This window comes from Sediminicola sp. YIK13, from assembly GCF_001430825.1.
GTDB lineage: Bacteria > Bacteroidota > Bacteroidia > Flavobacteriales > Flavobacteriaceae > Sediminicola.
On the sequence record NZ_CP010535.1, the window covers coordinates 2,680,538 to 2,699,589 of the forward strand.

17 protein-coding genes and 1 tRNA gene are annotated in these 19,052 nt (G+C 38.5%); 6 read left to right on the forward strand and 12 right to left on the reverse strand.

Annotation, left to right across the window (positions count from 1 at the left end; translation table 11 throughout):
- Nucleotides 1-3 precede the first annotated feature (3 nt).
- From rfbD to SB49_RS12020, 8 genes are all read right to left on the reverse strand, one after another.
- On the reverse strand, nucleotides 4-786 hold the full coding sequence (rfbD, locus tag SB49_RS11985; RefSeq protein WP_062056907.1) for a dTDP-4-dehydrorhamnose reductase: 783 nt from the start codon (nucleotides 784-786) through the stop codon (nucleotides 4-6).
- Nucleotides 783-1,328: a dTDP-4-dehydrorhamnose 3,5-epimerase gene (gene rfbC, locus SB49_RS11990; RefSeq protein WP_062056909.1), complete on the reverse strand. Its 546-nt coding sequence runs from the start codon at nucleotides 1,326-1,328 to the stop codon at nucleotides 783-785. Before rfbC ends, rfbD begins: the two co-directional genes overlap by 4 nt.
- Nucleotides 1,329-1,353: 25 nt before the next feature.
- Nucleotides 1,354-2,211 (reverse strand): glucose-1-phosphate thymidylyltransferase RfbA, encoded by an 858-nt coding sequence (gene rfbA / locus SB49_RS11995; RefSeq protein ID WP_062056911.1) that lies wholly within the window; start codon nucleotides 2,209-2,211, stop codon nucleotides 1,354-1,356.
- Between the two features lies 1 nt (nucleotide 2,212).
- The gene (rfbB, locus tag SB49_RS12000; RefSeq protein ID WP_062056913.1) at nucleotides 2,213-3,220 is read right to left on the reverse strand and encodes a dTDP-glucose 4,6-dehydratase; all 1,008 of its coding nucleotides are present in this window, start codon (nucleotides 3,218-3,220) and stop codon (nucleotides 2,213-2,215) included.
- A gap of 3 nt (nucleotides 3,221-3,223) precedes the next feature.
- The gene (locus SB49_RS12005) at nucleotides 3,224-4,279 is read right to left on the reverse strand and encodes a hypothetical protein (protein ID WP_062056916.1); all 1,056 of its coding nucleotides are present in this window, start codon (nucleotides 4,277-4,279) and stop codon (nucleotides 3,224-3,226) included.
- 3 nt (nucleotides 4,280-4,282) lie between these two features.
- Nucleotides 4,283-5,968 carry a DUF6909 family protein gene (locus SB49_RS12010; protein ID WP_062056918.1) on the reverse strand — a complete coding sequence of 562 codons (1,686 nt, stop codon included), beginning with the start codon at nucleotides 5,966-5,968 and terminating at the stop codon, nucleotides 4,283-4,285.
- Nucleotides 5,969-6,054: 86 nt separating this feature from the next.
- Entirely contained in the window at nucleotides 6,055-7,554 is a 1,500-nt protein-coding gene (locus SB49_RS12015; protein WP_062056920.1) for a GH3 auxin-responsive promoter family protein, read from the reverse strand.
- A 7-nt stretch (nucleotides 7,555-7,561) separates the two neighbouring features.
- Nucleotides 7,562-8,431, reverse strand: coding sequence for a M23 family metallopeptidase (locus SB49_RS12020; RefSeq protein WP_062056921.1), 870 nt, complete (start codon nucleotides 8,429-8,431; stop codon nucleotides 7,562-7,564).
- Between the two features lie 199 nt (nucleotides 8,432-8,630).
- Between SB49_RS12020 and SB49_RS12025 the strand changes: the two genes are divergently transcribed.
- The 4 genes from SB49_RS12025 to SB49_RS16135 all read left to right on the forward strand — a co-directional run bounded on the left by SB49_RS12025 (nucleotide 8,631) and on the right by SB49_RS16135 (nucleotide 12,875).
- Entirely contained in the window at nucleotides 8,631-8,822 is a 192-nt protein-coding gene (locus SB49_RS12025; RefSeq protein WP_062056923.1) for a twin-arginine translocase TatA/TatE family subunit, read from the forward strand.
- A 384-nt stretch (nucleotides 8,823-9,206) separates the two neighbouring features.
- Nucleotides 9,207-11,819: an OmpA family protein gene (locus SB49_RS12030; protein ID WP_082591110.1), complete on the forward strand. Its 2,613-nt coding sequence runs from the start codon at nucleotides 9,207-9,209 to the stop codon at nucleotides 11,817-11,819.
- 350 nt (nucleotides 11,820-12,169) lie between these two features.
- A complete protein-coding gene (locus SB49_RS16130; protein ID WP_200960634.1) occupies nucleotides 12,170-12,340 on the forward strand; it encodes a DUF6747 family protein in 171 nt (56 codons plus the stop codon).
- A gap of 364 nt (nucleotides 12,341-12,704) precedes the next feature.
- A complete protein-coding gene (locus SB49_RS16135) occupies nucleotides 12,705-12,875 on the forward strand; it encodes a DUF6747 family protein (RefSeq protein WP_200960635.1) in 171 nt (56 codons plus the stop codon).
- Nucleotides 12,876-13,140: 265 nt separating this feature from the next.
- On the opposite strand, the gene SB49_RS12035 is transcribed toward SB49_RS16135, so the two are convergent.
- From SB49_RS12035 to SB49_RS12045, 3 genes are all read right to left on the reverse strand, one after another.
- On the reverse strand, nucleotides 13,141-14,136 hold the full coding sequence (locus SB49_RS12035) for a DUF4837 family protein (protein ID WP_062059154.1): 996 nt from the start codon (nucleotides 14,134-14,136) through the stop codon (nucleotides 13,141-13,143).
- Nucleotides 14,137-14,156: 20 nt separating this feature from the next.
- Nucleotides 14,157-15,788, reverse strand: coding sequence for a lytic transglycosylase domain-containing protein (locus tag SB49_RS12040; RefSeq protein ID WP_062056925.1), 1,632 nt, complete (start codon nucleotides 15,786-15,788; stop codon nucleotides 14,157-14,159).
- A gap of 117 nt (nucleotides 15,789-15,905) precedes the next feature.
- Nucleotides 15,906-17,099 carry a phosphoglycerate kinase gene (locus SB49_RS12045; RefSeq protein WP_062056927.1) on the reverse strand — a complete coding sequence of 398 codons (1,194 nt, stop codon included), beginning with the start codon at nucleotides 17,097-17,099 and terminating at the stop codon, nucleotides 15,906-15,908.
- 217 nt (nucleotides 17,100-17,316) lie between these two features.
- Between SB49_RS12045 and SB49_RS12050 the strand changes: the two genes are divergently transcribed.
- Both SB49_RS12050 and SB49_RS12055 read left to right on the forward strand, forming a co-directional pair.
- Nucleotides 17,317-18,468 carry a DNA polymerase III subunit gene (locus tag SB49_RS12050; RefSeq protein WP_062056930.1) on the forward strand — a complete coding sequence of 384 codons (1,152 nt, stop codon included), beginning with the start codon at nucleotides 17,317-17,319 and terminating at the stop codon, nucleotides 18,466-18,468.
- Between the two features lie 36 nt (nucleotides 18,469-18,504).
- Complete coding sequence (locus SB49_RS12055) at nucleotides 18,505-18,906, forward strand: hypothetical protein (protein WP_062056932.1); 402 nt, start codon at nucleotides 18,505-18,507, stop codon at nucleotides 18,904-18,906.
- Between the two features lie 62 nt (nucleotides 18,907-18,968).
- Here SB49_RS12055 and SB49_RS12060 read toward each other — a convergent pair.
- Nucleotides 18,969-19,039, reverse strand: a tRNA-Cys gene (locus tag SB49_RS12060).
- Between the last annotated feature and the right edge of the window lie 13 nt (nucleotides 19,040-19,052).

The window sequence follows — 19,052 nt, forward strand, 5'->3', positions numbered from 1 at the left end:
AATTTATTGTAAGGACAAAACTGAATTTTTTGGCCTAGCAGCAAAACTACGATAATTATTATCTCTGACAACTGTGGCCACACTACTAAAATTGTTTTCTGCGATTATCTTCTTTGAAAAATCATACCATGTCATAGCCTCACCGTCAGTATAATGGATAATTCCATAATTAGAATCTTCAAGGCTAATTAAGCCTAAAATAAATTGTGCTAAGTTAGCCGCATTAGTAGGGCAACCAACTTGTTCATCGGTAACATATATAGTTTCCCCTTTTTCAGCCTTTTTCAGAATAGTTTTATAGAAATTCTTGCCATGTTCCTTATGGTACAACCAAGAGGTTCGAACTATATAATATTGTTTTAGTATTTCTTGAATGTGTCTTTCTCCTTCCCTTTTGGACTTCCCATATTCATTAATGGGGTTTGGAAGGTCATCAACTGTGTATGGAAGGCCCTTTTCCCCATCGAAAACATAATCGGTTGAAATATGGATAAATACTACATTGTATTCTTTACAAGCCAAAGCCATATTTTTGACTCCCTCAGCATTAATTTTATACGCGATTGCTGGAGTTTTTTCTGCTTGTTCCACATCCGTATAAGCGGCACAATTGATACAAAAGTCAAAATTTCCGGAACTAAAAATATCCTTGACTTGATCCCTACTGATAATGTCCAGCTCACTTCTGTCTTTAAAGACAAATTCCAGCTCTTGGAAGTCCTTGTGTATATCCTTAAGGCTCATTCCCAATTGCCCTGAAGCTCCAGTGACTAAGACCCGCTTCATAATTCCAGCTCTTTTAACAAAGGTAGCTTTAGGTCCTTTTTAGAAAGTATTAATTCTTCCTCTGCCATTTCCCAATTGATATCCAGGGCTGGATCACTATATAAGATACCTGCCTCTGATTTGGGATTGTATAACGCATCACATTTATATGAAAAGATGACATCATCTGTTAATGCCAAAAAACCATGGGCCATCCCTTTTGGTATAAAAATAGAAGTTCTATTCTCATCAGAGAGCCTCATTTTAAAATGTTTCCCGAAGGATGGACTACCTTTTCTTAAATCCACTATCACATCCAATACCTCACCCTTCACTACATGTACCAATTTTGCTTGGGCGCTATCTCCTTTTTGATAATGTAAGCCTCGTAGAACTCCTTTTTTAGAAATAGAAACATTGTCTTGAACAAAATCCACATTTTCCCCAATACTCTTATCAAACCTATCTTTATGGTACGATTCATAAAAAAGCCCCCTTTCATCCTCATATGTGATCGGCTCCAAAATATAACAACCTTTTAATGGGCTTTCAATAACTTTCATGGCAACTTCTTATATCTGAATACGATTACGTTAAATTCATTAGATAGGTCCCATACCCGCTTTTTAAAAGGGGCTCTGCCAACTTATGGAGTTGAGCTTTGGAAATATATCCCATGATGTACGCAACCTCCTCTATAGCACCTATCTTAAGCCCCTGCCGCTCCTCTATTACTTCCACAAATTGGGAGGCTTGCATTAAAGACTGAAATGTTCCAGTGTCCAACCATGCTGTACCCCTATCCAAAATGCTCACTTTTAGTCTTCCCTCTGCCAAATAGGCTCTATTAATATCAGTTATCTCCAACTCTCCCCTTTTGCTTGGTTTTATCTCCTTTGCAATTCTCACCACGTCATTATCATAAAAATAAATCCCTGGTACAGCATACTTCGATTTAGGATTTTTAGGCTTTTCTTCTATGCTAATAGCATTACCATCATCATCAAACTCTACCACTCCATACCTTTCTGGGTCTTGGACGTGGTAGCCGTATATAATACCACCTTCAGGGTCATTATTCTCCTGCAATAAAGTAGATAACCCAGTGCCATAGAATATGTTATCACCTAATATCAATGCCACGTTGTCCTTTCCTATGAATTTTTCTCCAATGATAAAGGCTTCTGCTAAACCATTCGGATTTTCCTGTTTAGCATAAGTAAATTTACATCCTAATTGGCTACCATCACCTAATAGCTTCTTGAATAAGACAGTGTCCTCAGGTGTTGTTATAATAAGTATTTCCTTAATTCCAGCCGACATTAATGTGGCCAGCGGATAATAAATCATCGGCTTATCATAAATTGGCATCAGTTGCTTGCTCATCGCGATGGTAATGGGATAAAGTCTTGAACCTGAACCACCTGCCAAAATAATGCCTTTCATATTAGTTATATTTTTTTATATACCAATCAACTGTCCTTTCCAAACCTGTTTCAAAATTCTCTTGTGGTCGCCAACCTATTTCCTTCTCAACCTTAGAATAATCAATTGCGTAACGATAATCGTGGCCTGGCCTATCCTTAACGAGGATAATTTGGTCCACATAACTTCCTTCCTTTTTAGGGGCTATAGCATCTAAAATACTGCACAAACTATTCGCTATCTGTAAATTTGTCCTTTCTACTCCTCCTCCAAAAAGATACGTTTCTCCTGAATTACCTTTTTTAAAAACCTCCCATATTCCTTTACAATGGTCAGTTACAAATAACCAATCCCTTATATTTTTCCCATCTCCATAAATAGGGATTGCTCTTCCTTTAATAGCATTTCTTATTATGGTGGGAATCAACTTTTCATCATGTTGATGGGGACCATAATTATTAGAACAGTTGGTAGTGACCACATTTAAGCCATAGGTGTGGTGATAACTTCGAACTAAAAAATCAGATGACGCCTTTGATGCACTGTAAGGACTGTTTGGAGCATAAGGCGTACTTTCTTTGAAATATCCCTTTGGTCCAAGACTACCATATACCTCATCTGTTGATATATGATGAAATCTTGCCTTTTCAAATCCTTCTTTTAAAATAAATGGTCCATTTGTCCAATGCTTTCGTGCGGCTTCCAAAAGTACAAATGTCCCTTCTATGTTTGTTTTAATAAAGGCTAAAGGACCCGAAATGGAATTATCGACATGTGATTCAGCCGCAAAATGCACTACTGCATTAATACTATGTTCCATAAATATTTGGTCTACCAGCTCTGTATCACAAATATCACCTTTAACTAATGTATACCGAATGTTATTTTTAAATTGAGCCGTGTTATGCAAGTTTCCAGCATAGGTTAAGGCATCCAAATTGATTACGTTAGAATGTAGGTCGGTCTTCAAGAGATAGTTAATAAAATTGCTACCAATAAAACCCGCTCCCCCCGTGACCAATATATTCATAGCCTATTCCTTTTTATAATTTTTCAAATAGGTATTAAGTTCAAGAATACTAAGTACTACCAATATTAGTCCAATAAGACCAACAGGGATCCAAAACTTATAACTATTCCAAACCCCTTTTACTTTTACTCCCCTTCTAGGGAAAGCTGAAATAACGTTAATGATACTGGATTTATTGGCACGTTCTTCATTCAAAAGCACCAAACTTGTTTTTAACTCTTCCACCTTATTGATCAAAGCAAGTTCCTTATTTTCCTTTCCGCCATTTTCTCCCAGGCTGATGTTTGTACCCTGCATAAGCTTGTCAGCTTCCTTTATCATTACCCGCTTATACAACATCTGCAAGGAATCAATTTCAGCGATCTGCTTACTATACAAACTGTCCTGAAGCTCTATATTAATATCACTAATCGACTTTTGTAAATTAAAATATTCGTTTCTTGAAATGGAATTGATGATAGATGGCTGTATCTTCTTTGCTATGGTGTTGTTTGTTGCTGTTACCGAAACGGTATGAAAGCGCGCATCAAAAGAATTGAAATTGTTAAGATACTTTTCCATGTCAATGGCCTTCTGGGTGGTCGTATCCAAGCTTCGTACAAACTTATCAAACAACTGCACTTTTTGGTTTTCATCCGAATAGGACTCGACAGTGAATTCTTTAATAAAGGCAGCTTCTTTTCTGGTAATGTCCAACGCTTCTGCCAGGGCCGTGGAATCCTCTGCTTCCGCCAATTCATTATAAAAATGTACGTTGTTGTACAACTGTTGTACACTGTTAAAATTAGGCTCTACCACCATGGTTGATAGGTATTTGGGCTCTTTCACAATATCCACATACACCCCTATTGCCAATCCTACAACCCCTGCAATCGCTAACTTTACAAAGTGCTTTTGAATGAATAGTAAAAAGTGTATAATGATATTAAAAATACCCTTGAAAATACTCCCTATAAAATTGAAAAGTTTCTTGAAACCGTCTCCAATCATTTGGAACAATTGTCCTAAATCTACTTCCTCGGAAGATGAATTGTTGTTTAAAGGTTGCTGGTTAGACATAAATTATGAATTAAATATTTGTGTTAGTATTTTATCAGTGATCAAATAGGTGGGTTTAACCCCTGTGGTGCCTAAACCACCTGAAGCCAAAGTACTCCCTGTTTCCAAGGGGTTGTCAGAGGCATAATAGGCATATCGCACTTTTACATCTTCCCTGATGCTCTTGCGTACCTTGGAAGCTGCTTGAATCGCCTTTTGGTAATGTACTCCTTCCATTTCCAAACCTATCACGTTCCAGGTGGATTCATGGAAGAATTTTAAAATGTCTTTATTCTGTAAGGAGGTTCCCAGAACCGTTATCATGGCGCCTTCCAATACCTTGAGCCCGTTCCCTTCAAAATCTTTAGCGGTGAACTCATTCTTAAATGGATAATTATCCGCCGTTCCCTCAAAAATATGGGAGGTTGGGATCATCAAATCCCCTTTGCCACCTTCCAGTATACCCGCTTTTCCCATTATGGAAATAGAAGCCACATCTAAAAACACCTCTTGGTGTTTTTTCTTCTTATATGGCTTTAAAAACTCATCAATAGTTTCATAGGCCTGTTCCCCGAATGCATAGTCCATCACAAAAATGACGGGCTTTTTATCATCGGGAATATTTTCATTTAATTCAAAACAACAGGCATCCTTGCCCAATTTGGCGGTATCAAATATTTGCACATCTATATTGGTGCCCGAGGTATCGTCCAAAGAAATCATCCCGTTCTTCTTTGCCACGGATATTACCTTATTTCTCAAGGCTCCGTTTTCAGGTGAACTAAGGGCCTCATAAATCTCTAATGAAGCTGTTTTGCCATATTCCTTGGACAACGCCTTTTTGGCGAACAATGAATTCATGACACTATGCATATTGGCACTAATGATATGAATGGGTCTTTCCAAGAGACCATGTGCTTTTAATGTTTCCTTTATATCATTTGCCCATCGTTCTCCATGAATGTGGTGACCCAAACGCTCCCTTAATAGTGGAGTAAAAGTAATGGCCCTCTTATTGCCAGTGGTCTCTTCTTCAATGGCCAACTTCCCCAGCCAGTAAACAATCTTAAGAAATCGCTCCGGTTCTGATTTGGTTGCGAATTTTTTGTGAATTTCAATGGCCTCTGTAAAGGATCTTCCCAAGATATTGGCAGTATGGATCAACGCCACCTCCCTTTCGGTCTGGGTCAGTTTGTTCTTTGCGATGGCCTCCTCCAATTTCACCCAGTCCCTAATGGTCCTATCCGTATCTTCTATCAAGACCCTTTTGGCTATTTTCTGGGATTCTATGAATAAGAAAGTAAGGTGGGTAAGAATGTCATATATATCGGAACGGCCCCTGGTAATCTCAATGTTCATCTGCTCATCGTCTATACGGTAGCAGTTTCTCCTTCTTTTTGGGGGAATAATTGGTTTGAAGTGCGATTTCCCATAACCTTCGTCCGAGGTAAGGTTGATAAACCTACATTGTTCTATTCCTTCAGGCAAGCGCTCCAAAACATAGATTAAACCGTTTAATTCAGTTTTTTCCTCCGCAATGGACCCATAAATCTCTGGTCGTAATTGCAATAAGGCATTTCTCAAGGTTTCCCCTGAAATGCCCATTGGCTTATAAAACCCCCTATTGAAAAGGTGGCGCATTGTAATATATAACCGCTCAATGGCATTGGTAGATTCTTGAGCCCGCGTTGTATGTTTCAATTTATTCATAATTCTGCCTGCAAAATTACACTTATTATTTAGGATAACCCATACGTGCGCTTATTTTCTAAAACCTAACTATAAATAGGTCTATATTACTCTGTTGCATACCTTTTTAGAGCATCAGCAACCTTCCTATCGTTGGACAGACGCTGAACCTTATTCTGACCTCCCAGCTTTCCAAGAGATTTCATGTAGTCGTTAAAACCCCCTTGTCTGATTGGAGTTATCTTTAACGTTTGAAGTACCTTACCTACTTTCAAGTCAAGATAATAACTATTTTGCTTTTGTAATTCGGTATCAAGCACTTCAATAAACGTTTGATAATCTGTAGGTTCTTTTTCAAACTCGATCAACCATTCGTGATAAGGCAATTGATCGCCTTCCGGAGCAATCTGGGGAGCCACTGTAAATTCATTGATCCTGGCGTCGGTTGCAGAGATTGCTTTTCGCATGGCCTCTTCCACTTCCTTTCCAATCACATGTTCCCCAAAGGCGGATATAAAATGCTTGATCCTCCCTGATACTATTATTTTATAGGGTTTTAAAGAAATAAACTGAACGGTATCCCCTAGATTATACGCCCATAAACCAGCATTCGTGGAAATGATCATGACGTAATTGACCCCGAGTTCAACTTCTTTCAACGTTAGACGTTTAGGGTCCTCTTCAAAAAATTCATCTGATTTGACAAACTCATAAAAAATACCGGAATCCAACAGAAGGAGCATGCCCTTTTCCTTTTGGGAATTTTGATAGGCGAAGAAACCTTCACTTGCCGGAAACAGTTCTATACTGTCTACCCTTTTACCCATCAAACTTTCAAATTTCGCGCGGTAAGGCTCAAAATTTACACCCCCATAGATAAAGAGCTGGAAGTTCTTAAACAATTCTCCCACCTTTTTCCCTGACTTTTGATTCAGTTTTTCAAAGTACATCTGCACCCAGGAAGGGATCCCAGCAATAACCGTCATATCCTCATTTTCGGTTTCCTTTACAATCTCATTGACCTTGGTTTCCCAATCTTCAATACAGTTTGTTTCCCAGGATGGTAAGCGATTTTTTTGAAGGTAATTGGGAACATAGTGGGCCGATATTCCAGATAACCGTCCCAATTTAATTCCGTTTTTCTCTTGCAGTTCTGGACTACCCTGAAGGAATATCATTTTACCGGTCACAAAATCAGCATTCCCAGTTTCATCAATATAATTCAGGATAGCATTTCTAGAGGCCTCTATTTGGTATTTGATGGATTCATCGGTAATAGGAATATATTTGGCGCCAGACGTTGTGCCCGAGGTTTTGGCAAAATAGGCCGGTTTTCCCGGCCAAAGGATATTCTCCTTACCCTTTATAACTTCTTCCACGTAAGGTTTTAACTCCTCATAATCCCGAATGGGGACATTTTTGGAAAAATCCGAATATGTTTTAATGCTGTCAAAATTATGGTCTTGACCAAACTTCGTCCGCGATCCTTCTTTAATCAACTTTAAAAACACCTTTTCCTGTGCCTTAAGGGGATCATTGATCCATTTGGCATTTTTCTTTGCAATTCGCCTCGCAAAAATCCGTGCTGCAAACGACTTTATTGACATAGGTTTTTTATTTAAAATCGATGTAATCCAACGGGTTTACCGGACCACCATTGTTCCAAAGTTCAAAATGTAGATGCGGCCCAGTGGTCAGTTCTCCTGTATTCCCAACAGAAGCAATGACCTCTCCGGCCCTAACCATTTCCCCTTGGTGCTTATTTAGAGAACCATTGTGTTTGTAAACCGACAGTAATCCGTCCTTATGTTCCAGAATAATCACATAACCTGTTTCAGCCGTCCACTCCGAAAAAATCACCATTCCGTCTGCCACTGCCTTTACCGGAGTATTGGTTACTGCAACAACATCCACGGCGTAGTGTTTCTTTTGAGGGTTATATTCTTGTGTAATGGTTCCCCCTACTGGAGGAAATAGAACCAAGTTGACATCTTTGATATCCCTTTCAAACAAACTGTACTTGTCCTCCATGGCCACCTGTTCCCGCAGTAAGGAATCTTCCCTGATTGGCGTAAGGTCTATAGAAGACGGATCCAGTTTGAACTGCTCGAACAATGAATCCCTATTGACCTGATTATTGGCGATATCACCATTCAGTACCATTCTGATATTATCAAGATACTTATTGGTATAATTTAAAACGGTCACCAGAGAATCCGTTTTATAGGTCAGTTCAGTGGCTTGCCTTTTAAGTTTTGTTGAAGAATATCCTGGGATATATTCCCTCAAGGGTGTAAAGGCGATAAGTACGGTTGTAAAGGCAATCAGGGCAAAAATCAAAAGAGAACCCGTAACAAAAACATTCAACCGGCTTAATTTAAAGGAAATCTTCTCTTCAAAAGTATTTTCGTTAAGTATCACCAAGCGATACTTATGCAAAAGCTTCTTTTTGATTTCTTTCCTTTTTTCTCCTTTCTTGGCCATAGTTTACAAATATAATGTTACTGTCGAATAATTCAGAGGAGTTTTGATAATTCTACCCCTTGCAACAGATTGACAGTTAAAATGTATACGCTGATAAGTGGGATTTGGTTTACAAAGTTAAATTACTATTTCCTTTGTAATAATAACTGATTACTTATTACTTTTTTAGTACCTTTGTGGTCTATTTAAATCATCTAAAATGATATCATCAAACATTTTTTTAGCAGTTGGCCCTTGGCAAATAGTTATCGTGGTTTTGGTCATTCTCTTATTGTTCGGCGGAAAGAAAATTCCAGAATTAATGCGTGGACTTGGGAGCGGAATTAAAGAATTTAAAGACGCTTCGAAAGAAGATGATACTCCTAGCGACAAAATTGAAGAAAAAAAATAATCTTATACATTAAGAGTTAAAACACCCCTAGTGGGTGTTTTTTTGTTTTAATACCTAGTCTTCTCTACATTTTAATTAACAGTTATCTTCCAAATTCATTCTGATATTTTACCCCTAGCATCATCTTAATCTTTCTATTTTTTTTGGAATTCTGCATTTTCAAAATCCAACACTTAGCCATAAATCCCTTGTTTACGACAAAATGCATCACTTTCACAACAAAAAGTAATTGAATGGCACTTCATCCGCTAAATTCGTAGTTTAAAGACAATAAGGATTTAAACTTGCTGAAAATCAGATCGGTATAACAACTCAATAAATGAGTCCCTTTTTACGTTATCAGTTAACGATTTTAAGACAAGTTCCCAATTAATAGCTGCACCGATGAAAAACCTTCTTACCACCTATATATTCCTTCTCGCTATGTTATGCAGCGCCCAGGGTATAGAGAAGCATTATATGGCTAGTAATGGCGATTATGCCTCAGTTACGCACAATACCAAAAGACGAAACATCTATTCAACGATACCTAGCAAGAGAGTTTCTGGGGAAGCATTTAAAAGAACGGCCACTAAAAATAATATCAAGAGTAGAACTTTCTATAACCTAAAAGGTGCAGATGAAGGGTATTATATCGTTTCTGGTGTGTTTTCCGATTTGAGCAATGCTAGAAAATTAGTGCAAAAACTAAAAAGCAAAGGTTTTAAAGCCGGATTTATCAATAATCCCAGCAATGGCCTAAATTATGTGTACTTGGCACAATACGATTCTTTGGACAAAGCAATTAATTCTTGCAATTCCCAATTGAATGGCTCCTATACCGAACCTTTCTGGTTAATGAACGTGGACAATGGAGGGAAAGCCAATAAAATTGATCCGAAGGACAAATCAGTTTCTCCATTACCATCAGATACAGATGATTCTAAGACTAGCATTCCCCCACAAGAGACCAATAGTGATCAGGAACTTTCCATAGACGAAGTTACCTATGATATGCTCAATGCAGTTAAAGAGGAAAGCGATGATAAGACAAGAAATAGGCGACCATTAAGACGAGCAATTTCCTATTCCAAAGAAAAAGATAGCCCAAATGGCAGTAGACTTATCCAAAAAGCAGATGAGTATTTCAACAAAATGTGGTATGCCGAAGCTGCGGAACTATATGAGGAAGCCTTAAAAAAGGACAGTAAAAATTATTCCTTTGATATCCTTCAAAAAGCAGGGGATGCCTATTATTACAATACAGATATGCCCAAAGCCTATTATTGGTACAATATCTTATTTGAGCGCTATGAGAAGGATTTATCTCCAGACCAACTTTTCAAATATGCACATACATTAAAAGGTACCGGCAAGTACGGTAGATCAAAGCGTTTGATGCGACTTTATGACCAGGAAATGAAAAAAGGCAAGTCAGGTAATTCCAAATTGGGCCTAAATGCAGAAAAGAAAGAAGCTGTCTTAGATAATATTTTGAGCAAAGGACAAGACTTTGGGATTAAGAACTTGGCCATTAACACTAAGTATTCTGAATTTTCACCCATGTTCCATAATGGAGATGAGATAGTCTTTGCATCTGCAAAAGATTCTTCGTTTTTAAAAACCAGACGGTATAAATGGAACAACCAACCTTATTTGGATCTCTACGTTTCCAAGATTAATTTGGAATCACAGGATTTAAAAAGCGCCCTTAAATTTTCCAAAAAAATCAATACCAAGTATCATGAAGCATCGGTTACGTTTTCGCCCGACAATCTTACCATGTATTTTACCAGGAACAATTATGGGAGAAAGTTGAAAAGGGATCAAAACGGAATTAACAATCTTAAAATATACCGATCAGTTAAGGTTAATGGCGAATGGACTGAAGCTTCTGAAGTACCCTTTAACAGTGATGATTATTCTACTGGCCATCCAGCCTTGAGCCCGGATGGGAAAAAACTATACTTTGTGTCCGATATGCCAGGTAGTATAGGTGAGACAGACATTTTTGTGGTGGATGTTTTGGAAGGTGGACAGTTTTCCGCCCCTAAAAATCTTGGGCCAGGTATAAACACGGAACAAAAGGAGATGTTTCCTTTTATCAATGACAAAAAATTATACTTCGCATCAAACGGACACGTAGGCCTAGGTGGATTGGATGTTTACGAAGTTGCTTATGATGAGGATGGATTCCAGGAAGTTAAAAATATGGGGCAGCCCATTAACAGTAATAAGGACGACTTTTCCTATATAGTGAATGAAGAAAATCAAAAAGGATATTTTGCCTCCAACAGAAAAGGTGGTAAGGGAGATGATGATATATATTCCTTTAAGCGCTTGCTTGTGGAAGAGGTAGCGCCCAACCAAAATGCAATAGCCGGGGTGGTCACAGAACTGGTTACTGGTGAGGTTATGCCACAAAGTTTGATTACGCTCTTGGATGAAAACAATATTAAGTTAAAAGAGGTAGTCACAGGAGATGACGGAAGCTTTATTTTTGAAGATTTGGAGGGCAATACCAAATACACCCTAAAAGTTACCCAAGACTCTTATTTTGATCAAGAGATACCTGTAACTACCAAAGATAATGAGTTGGTAAACATGGATATTTCCATTAAAAAACTAAAAGACCTAATCGCTATAGAGAACGGTATAAGGAAGCTTAAAACCGATATTATCTATTTTGACTTTGATAAGTTCAATATCAGGACCGATGCAAGTTTAGAATTGGACAAAGTGGTCAATGTTATGAAGGAGTATCCGGATATGGTCATTAAGATTGAATCCCATACCGATTCTAGAGGTAATGATGTTTATAATAAGTACCTGTCCGATAGAAGAGCCAAGTCCACCAGGGATTATATTATTTCAAAGGGTATTAATGCTGCACGAATAGAAAGTGCTACCGGATACGGGGAAGAACAACTGATCAACGAATGTAAAAATGGAGTTCGTTGTTCTGGAACTAAGCACGAATTGAACAGACGCTCTGAAATCATTATAGTGAATATGTAAAAAAACATATTAAAAACGATACTATCACCTAATGTTCCAACAATTAATCATAAGTTTCTTGTTGGGGCATTTTGCTTTCTAACAAGCATCCCCTACTTTCAAGTTTTCGAATTCACAATTGGTCCTTTACCGATCAGTTCCTCTCAAAAACTTCTTAAACAGGCCCTTTTCCCTTTTATCCGATTTTTCAATCCCTTTATCTTGGTAGTTTATCGAATAAAATAACACTTCAGCCCCTAGTCTAAAATAAAGGTGATTTCACCCTTAGAAGCATCCGTTTGACCTAGTATTTTTCATGCACTCCCTTAATACCCCGTACTTTGTGATAACTTAATCTAAAATTGTGGGGTATGACAAAACTATTACTTATCAAAGAAATTTATTTAGAAGGCTTTAGAAACCTAGGGCATTTCATCATCAAGAACTACCTAAAGGTATTTTCTTGGGTGTGTTTTTCCTTAATTCTCGTTGCCATGTATGCATTGGTATTTAGAATGTCTACAGGATTTGTGTGGGATTAGACTAAAGCCCATCAATATGACATCAAACCCCTTTGGAGACAGCCATAGGGGTTTTTTTTTATCCTAAATAATCCCTAACCCATCCTGTTTAAAGATTAACCTTCATTTATCTTCTTCTCATTGGTCCTGTCTAATTCCCTATCATGCAGGATACATATCTTGTTACTAGCCAATGTCTTAAGTTCCTAACTATCTGGCTACCATCATTCTCGTAGCCCGTTTATCCCACAAAAAAAACAGTTCATAGATAAATTTAAATAGGAGGATTCCTACGCCTAGTATTTCTCCCATTTAGCCAATAAATTATAAATGAGCGAACAACCTACCTACCTTTAAAGTAGTATTAACCCGAAAAAATACGATTATGAGCAAACTACTACTTGTTAAAGAAATATACCTAGAAGCTTTTAAAAACCTAGGACATTTAATTATCACTAACTATTTTAAGGCACTCTCATGGTTTTGCTTTGGGTTGTTTGCCGTAGTGGTTTATGCCTTTGTTTTTAGATTGATCACAGGCTTTGCATTTGATTAAATAGCAACGCCTTTACAATACTATTTTTCCACAAAAAATGGTCACGCATCTGTTTTTGGATTAAGAAAAAAAGGGTCGCAATGCGATCCTTTTTTAATGTAACAACCCTTCCAACACAACTTAACAACGTCTTTTGCCCTTCTGCACAAAACACTCCCACGCAGACCTTACATAGCTTTCTTGACCATTGCCTGTACGGTATCTCCATAAAACAGAAAAGCGACCTGTTTAGGTCGCTCTTTTTGTGACTATAAATCAATGATTTCTATTTCTTGGGCTTCTTAAATTTTATTGATTTCAATATAGCTTCCAGTTCAAACATATAATCCCTTTTTTCCGTAGATGGGGCAAACGTAAAGCCTTCTATGACCAGTTTTCTGTCGTTGGCCTCATCATTGATTATATAAGTCAAGAATGGCCCTGCCATTGGATAACCGTTGATCTCCCAAATGCCTTTTACCTCAACGGCCTTTTTTCCCGCAATTTCAGCTGGAAACACATAAGGCGAAAAAGCCTTTTCCGTCATCATATAGGTCACCTTATCAGGAACATCCGGACCTGGGATATATTTTTGACCTATAGAATCACGCATCGCAACAATATCTTTGATAAAGGTTGAGTCGTTCTGAAAACTATCGCCTGGCATTGAATATACAATAACATTCATGACTCCTTTTGGAATCTGACGGTCTATCCAAACAAAATTATCCTCTTGCTTCCCTACCTTATAGACAGATGGCATGGAAAGGGTTATTCCAAATTTATCCTCAAGGACTTTTTCCTTATTCAAGGATCTCAGGAATCTCTTTTGGGCTTCTGTGATTTCTACCGACTTAAAAGCCTCAATTATTTTTGCGGCGTTCTCCTCTAAATTTTTAATAATTTCTTCATCTGTCCTTCCCTTTATGACAGCAATTTTTTGTGGTTTTGCGTACATATCCGTTTTGATATGCCCTAAATCAAGTGAATCTTTATCAACGAACAATACGGATCTGGTATTTCTAATAGTCCCGGTAAAAACGTTGGCACCCATGTGGTTAATGGTGAACAAAGGCTCTTCCCATGAAAGTCCCAAAACAGGTGCAGCAAAGTATTCTCTGACCTTGTCTCCTACCGGTCCCTTCCAAAGCTCATTGTCCATGACCACAGCCACAGAATTTATGGCCCCAATAGATTCTGGTTTGTACTCTATTTTCTTTTGGTCCTTACAGGAAGTAACTGTAATTAAAAGAATGAGAAGAACCGTGCCTAATTTTTTCATTTTGGTTTGATATTTAAGGGTTAACAATTGCACAATTTTATTTTTGCGCCAATTTTAATATCATTCCCTCTAATACCGTTCCATTCTCGTAAATTTTCAATGGTAATTCCAGGATATTTTTTGGATATGGTCCAAAGAGAATCTCCACTCTTTACGGTATGTACCTTTGTACCGCTTGCTATTGCTGCTTTTGTTGAACTATTTGATGATGAAGAGGAGGTTCTAGAAGTACTTGAAGCAACTGGGTTTTTTGCATAGATCGTGAGGCGCTGTCCTATTCTAAGAGTATTGCCCCTGAGGCCGTTCCATTGTTTTATTTGGCTTACTCCAACCCCATGTCTTTCGGCGATCCTGCCTAAATAATCGCCACTTCTAACCCTGTAAACAATCTTATCCTGTGCCTTTATCAATTCTGGCAATGGCTTTTCCTCCGTTTCCAGTTCCGATTTTACATGTGCATAGATAGCCGATTCATTGGTCACGAATTTTCCCATAGCCTCTCTTGGCAATCGAAGCACATAGTTCTTGCCTTCAACATAGGGTATAATATCCAATTTGTAAGATGGATTAAGAATTTGTAATTCTTCCACTGAAACGTCTACCAACTCTGAAATTTGGTTAAACGTAATCAAGTTTTTTACATGTACCGTATCTGTGTCAAATAGAGGTCTCTCAATTTTTTCGCGTTGAAATCCGTGCTCCTCCGCATATTCAAAAATATACATTGCCGCTAAAAATGCTGGGACATATCCTGCGGTCTCCCTAGGAAGGTTTCTTCTGATATTCCAATAATTGGTGTACCCCCCAGACCTTCTGATGGCCTTATTGACATTCCCCGGGCCCGAATTATAGGCAGCCAAGGCCAAGTCCCAATCATTAAAAATACCATGAAGTCTAGATAGATATTTTGCTGCCGCTTTAGTTGAGGCAATGGGATCACTACGTTCATCCACATAACTGCTCACATCCAAGTCATACATCTTTCCTGTGCTGTACATAAATTGCCACAAACCAGTAGCTCCCACCCGGGATCTTGCCCTTGGATTTAAAGCCGACTCAATAATAGCCAAATACTTCAATTCTAACGGGACATTGTAGTTATCCAGTTCCTGTTCGAACATGGGAAAGTAAAACTGACTTACCTTGAGCATACGTTGCATCAACCCCCTTTTTCTGGTCAAAAATGTCTTGATAACATTTTCAAGCGATGGGTTATATGCGATATTGAAAGGAGTCTTTTGATCTAATATTTTTAATCTGGCCTTTAGTGTCTCCGTATCCAGATCGTAATTGTAAATGGAGTCCACTTCCAGATTGGTCACTGTCTTATGAATGGAATCAAAATAGCTTTGGTTTTCATGTAGTTCCTTCAACCACAATTTATCATACTTTAAAACGTCCGAACGATCAGACAAATTATACGTGTTCTTAACTTTTACCAAAATGGCAGGGGAATCTTCCAATTGTCCGGGAGACTCCATAAGTTCCATTTGTTCCACCCCTTCCATATCCATGGCCAGGGTATCTAAGGGGACTTCCACAACAACCTTATTCTTTCGCTGTTTTTTGCGCGTACCTTCCTTTTGTTGTGCCATAGCGGACACTACAAAAAGACAACAAAGTACAAGTCCTAATTGTTTTAATTTCATCATAAGCTTTCTTCAGATTAATATGGGGAGCAACGAAAATCGCTCAAATTTAGCAAACATTAAAAAATACCCTCTTAAAGTATTGATAAACTAAATTTGTGTGTACCATTCATAACGTTTTTAGTCCTCCAATATTGCTGCAATTCCAGGCAAAACCTTCCCTTCCAAACTTTCCAACATTGCACCACCACCGGTAGAAACATAACTTACTTTTTGCTCAAATCCAAATTGCTTTACGGCCGCAACAGAATCTCCACCCCCTACTAAGGAAAATGCACCTTTACTGGTGGCCTCATCTATATAATTACCTATTGCTATGGTTCCTTTGGCAAAACTTTCCATCTCAAAAACCCCTATAGGCCCATTCCATAAAATGGTCTTACTGTTCAAAACAACCTCTTTAAAGTTGGCCAACGTTTTTGGACCTGCGTCCAAGCCTTGCCATCCTTCGGGGATTGTCTCTACATCCACAATTTTAGTGTTGGCATCGTTGCTAAAACTGTCAGCCGCCAAAACATCAACCGGGATATGTACTTTTACGCCTTTTGCTTCGGCCTGCTTTAAAATATCCAAAGCCAGATCCATCTTATCATCCTCACAAATGGAATCCCCTACTTTCCCACCTTTTGCTTTAACAAAAGTATAGGTCATACCACCACCAATAATCAAATGGTCTACCTTGCTCAAGATGTTTTCTATGATTGTAATTTTGGAAGAAACTTTGGAACCTCCTAAAATGGCGGTTACTGGCTTCTCTCCTGTACGCATCACTTTTTCTATCGCTTCAATTTCTTTGGCCATTAAACTCCCAAAACATTTCTCCCCTTTAAAAAATTGAGCAACAACTGTTGTAGAGGCATGTGCCCTGTGAGCTGTTCCAAAGGCATCGTTCACGTAGATGTCACCTAATTTCGAAAGCTTTTCTGCAAAATCACGATCCCCTTTTTCCTCTTCGGCATGAAAACGAAGATTTTCCAACAGTAATACTTCCCCATTTTTAAGTTCGGCAACTGCTTTCTCGGCTTCCTCACCAATACAATCACTGACAAATTTTACCTTAACGCCAATAATTTCAGAAACCTTATCCAAAATATGACCCAAGGACATATCAGCATTTGGCTTTCCATTTGGTCTTCCATAATGGCTCATTAAAACAGCACTACCGCCATCTTCCAAAACTTTGATGATCGTAGGTTTTGCTGCTTCTATCCTATTGGAATCCGTTACATTAAAATCTGTATCCAACGGGACATTGAAATCAACACGGATTAGGGCTTTTTTATCTTTAAAATTAAAATCGTTTATAGTTTTCATCTTCACAAGGATTTTTTGAGAAAAACAAATGTAAAGATTTCTCTAGTATGTTTAAACCAGGGAGTCATATTCTTTAGGGTTCAGGCAAAAAACAACCTATTGTTGTTTACTTTATAACCAATTGGCACACAATTCTTATAAAAATGCTCTTGGTCCATTGTAAATGACGGAAGCTTTGCTATTATGGAAGAACAAGCAAATGAACTATATTTGACCCATGCTTTTTAATGACATTTTAGGATTATCCCATATCAAAAAACATTTGACCCTCAGTGCCGATGCGGGCCGCATTCCGCATGCACAGTTATTTGTAGGCAAGGAAGGCTGTGGAACATTGCCCATGGCCATAGCGTATGCGCAATACGTCATCTGTGCCAATACACAAGGGGAGAACATAGGGGAAAATGCAGCCTGTAACGCAAAATGTAATTCCATTTCCCATCCCGATGTTCATTTTGCTTTTCCTGTATCCAACAGCGATAAGGTAAAGAGTCATGCCGTTAGCAACCATTATATGGAGGAGTGGCGGGAGTTTCTAAACGAACAGCCCTATGGCAACCTCTTCGATTGGTACCGACTAATAGGCATAGAAAAAAAACAGGGCATGATAGGGGTGGACGAGGCACAGGAAGTGGTAAAAAAACTCGCCCTAAAATCTTATGAAGGCGGTTATAAGGTCATGATTATTTGGATGGCCGATAGAATGAACAATTCAGCGGCCAATAAACTGTTGAAACTAATTGAAGAACCCCCTGCAAAGACCGTTTTTATTCTGATTACAGAAGAGGAGGAGCAAATTATCCAGACCATACGTTCCAGATGCCAGGTGCTTCACTTTCCTCCCTTGGCCGAAGAGGTTATTGCCCAAGGACTGGTGGAAAAGGGGCTTACCAAGGAAGAAGCCTTGCGGATTTCTCATGAATCGAATGGGAATTTTAACAAGGCATTGGATTTGATGAACAAAGATTCAGAAGATCTGGTGTTTGAAAGATGGTTTGTTCAGTGGGTGAGGAGTGCTTTTAAGGCCAAAGGTAACAAGGCTGCTATACATGACCTTATCCTATGGAGCGAGGAGGTGGCCAAAACTGGTAGGGAAACACAAAAGAAATTTTTGTTGTACTGCCTAGCGGTGATGAGACAGGCCATGCTTACCAATTACAGTGTATCTGACCTTACCTTTATGAAAATCCATGTGGAGGGCTTCCAATTGGCAAAATTTGCCCCTTTTATTCATGAAAACAATATTCTACAGATTACCCAGGAACTGGAAGATGCCATCTATCATATAGAGCGCAACGGAAACTCTAAAATAATACTGACAGATCTATCTATAAAACTTACGCGATTACTTCATAAAAAGGCCGCATAAACTCAATAAAACCAATTTATAAAACTTATTACTCTTATGGAAAACATTACCAACAACGCCACTGAAATTCTTTTACTATTTTTCTTGTTGATCACCTTTTTACAAAGTGGAATTGACAAGCTCGTAGATTGGAAGGGCAACTTATCCTGGTTGACCGGTCATTTTGCTGAATCGCCTTTGAAAAATATGGTTCCTATGTTGTTGGGCATCGTGGTGATCACGGAAATGATAGCTGGGATCCTTTCTGCCGTTGGATTATTCCAAATTGTTACAGCTGGAGAAAGTCAGCTTGCATTTTATAGTGCCATTGTTTCCTGTGTTGCCCTATTAATGTTATTGTTCGGACAGCGAATGGCCAAAGACTACGAAGGGGCAAAGACCATAGCGGTCTATTTTATCCCTGCCATCTTTTTGGTATTCCTGTTACAGGCGTATTAAAAATACCTTTTCAAATCTTCACAAACGAAAAAAACCGTCCTGTTGGGACGGTTTTTTTTTTGAGGCATCGAGCAGATTCGAACTGCTGTACAAGCTTTTGCAGAGCTCTGCCTAGCCACTCGGCCACGATGCCAATTTTGGATTGC

Bases quoted from the DNA above. Each gene is read 5' to 3' on its own strand.
- SB49_RS12030 (WP_082591110.1), top strand. From the start codon at position 9,207: ATGAAAAACCTTCTTACCACCTATATATTCCTTCTCGCTATGTTATGC.
- SB49_RS12040 (WP_062056925.1), bottom strand. From the start codon at position 15,788: ATGATGAAATTAAAACAATTAGGACTTGTACTTTGTTGTCTTTTTGTA.
- rfbC (WP_062056909.1), bottom strand. From the start codon at position 1,328: ATGAAAGTTATTGAAAGCCCATTAAAAGGTTGTTATATTTTGGAGCCG.
- rfbA (WP_062056911.1), bottom strand. From the start codon at position 2,211: ATGAAAGGCATTATTTTGGCAGGTGGTTCAGGTTCAAGACTTTATCCC.
- rfbD (WP_062056907.1), bottom strand. From the start codon at position 786: ATGAAGCGGGTCTTAGTCACTGGAGCTTCAGGGCAATTGGGAATGAGC.
- SB49_RS16135 (WP_200960635.1), top strand. From the start codon at position 12,705: ATGAGCAAACTACTACTTGTTAAAGAAATATACCTAGAAGCTTTTAAA.
- SB49_RS12005 (WP_062056916.1), bottom strand. From the start codon at position 4,279: ATGTCTAACCAGCAACCTTTAAACAACAATTCATCTTCCGAGGAAGTA.
- SB49_RS12010 (WP_062056918.1), bottom strand. From the start codon at position 5,968: ATGAATAAATTGAAACATACAACGCGGGCTCAAGAATCTACCAATGCC.
- SB49_RS12045 (WP_062056927.1), bottom strand. From the start codon at position 17,099: ATGAAAACTATAAACGATTTTAATTTTAAAGATAAAAAAGCCCTAATC.
- SB49_RS12020 (WP_062056921.1), bottom strand. From the start codon at position 8,431: ATGGCCAAGAAAGGAGAAAAAAGGAAAGAAATCAAAAAGAAGCTTTTG.
- SB49_RS12050 (WP_062056930.1), top strand. From the start codon at position 17,317: ATGCTTTTTAATGACATTTTAGGATTATCCCATATCAAAAAACATTTG.
- SB49_RS12015 (WP_062056920.1), bottom strand. From the start codon at position 7,554: ATGTCAATAAAGTCGTTTGCAGCACGGATTTTTGCGAGGCGAATTGCA.
- rfbB (WP_062056913.1), bottom strand. From the start codon at position 3,220: ATGAATATATTGGTCACGGGGGGAGCGGGTTTTATTGGTAGCAATTTT.
- SB49_RS16130 (WP_200960634.1), top strand. From the start codon at position 12,170: ATGACAAAACTATTACTTATCAAAGAAATTTATTTAGAAGGCTTTAGA.
- SB49_RS12055 (WP_062056932.1), top strand. From the start codon at position 18,505: ATGGAAAACATTACCAACAACGCCACTGAAATTCTTTTACTATTTTTC.
- SB49_RS12035 (WP_062059154.1), bottom strand. From the start codon at position 14,136: ATGAAAAAATTAGGCACGGTTCTTCTCATTCTTTTAATTACAGTTACT.
- SB49_RS12025 (WP_062056923.1), top strand. From the start codon at position 8,631: ATGATATCATCAAACATTTTTTTAGCAGTTGGCCCTTGGCAAATAGTT.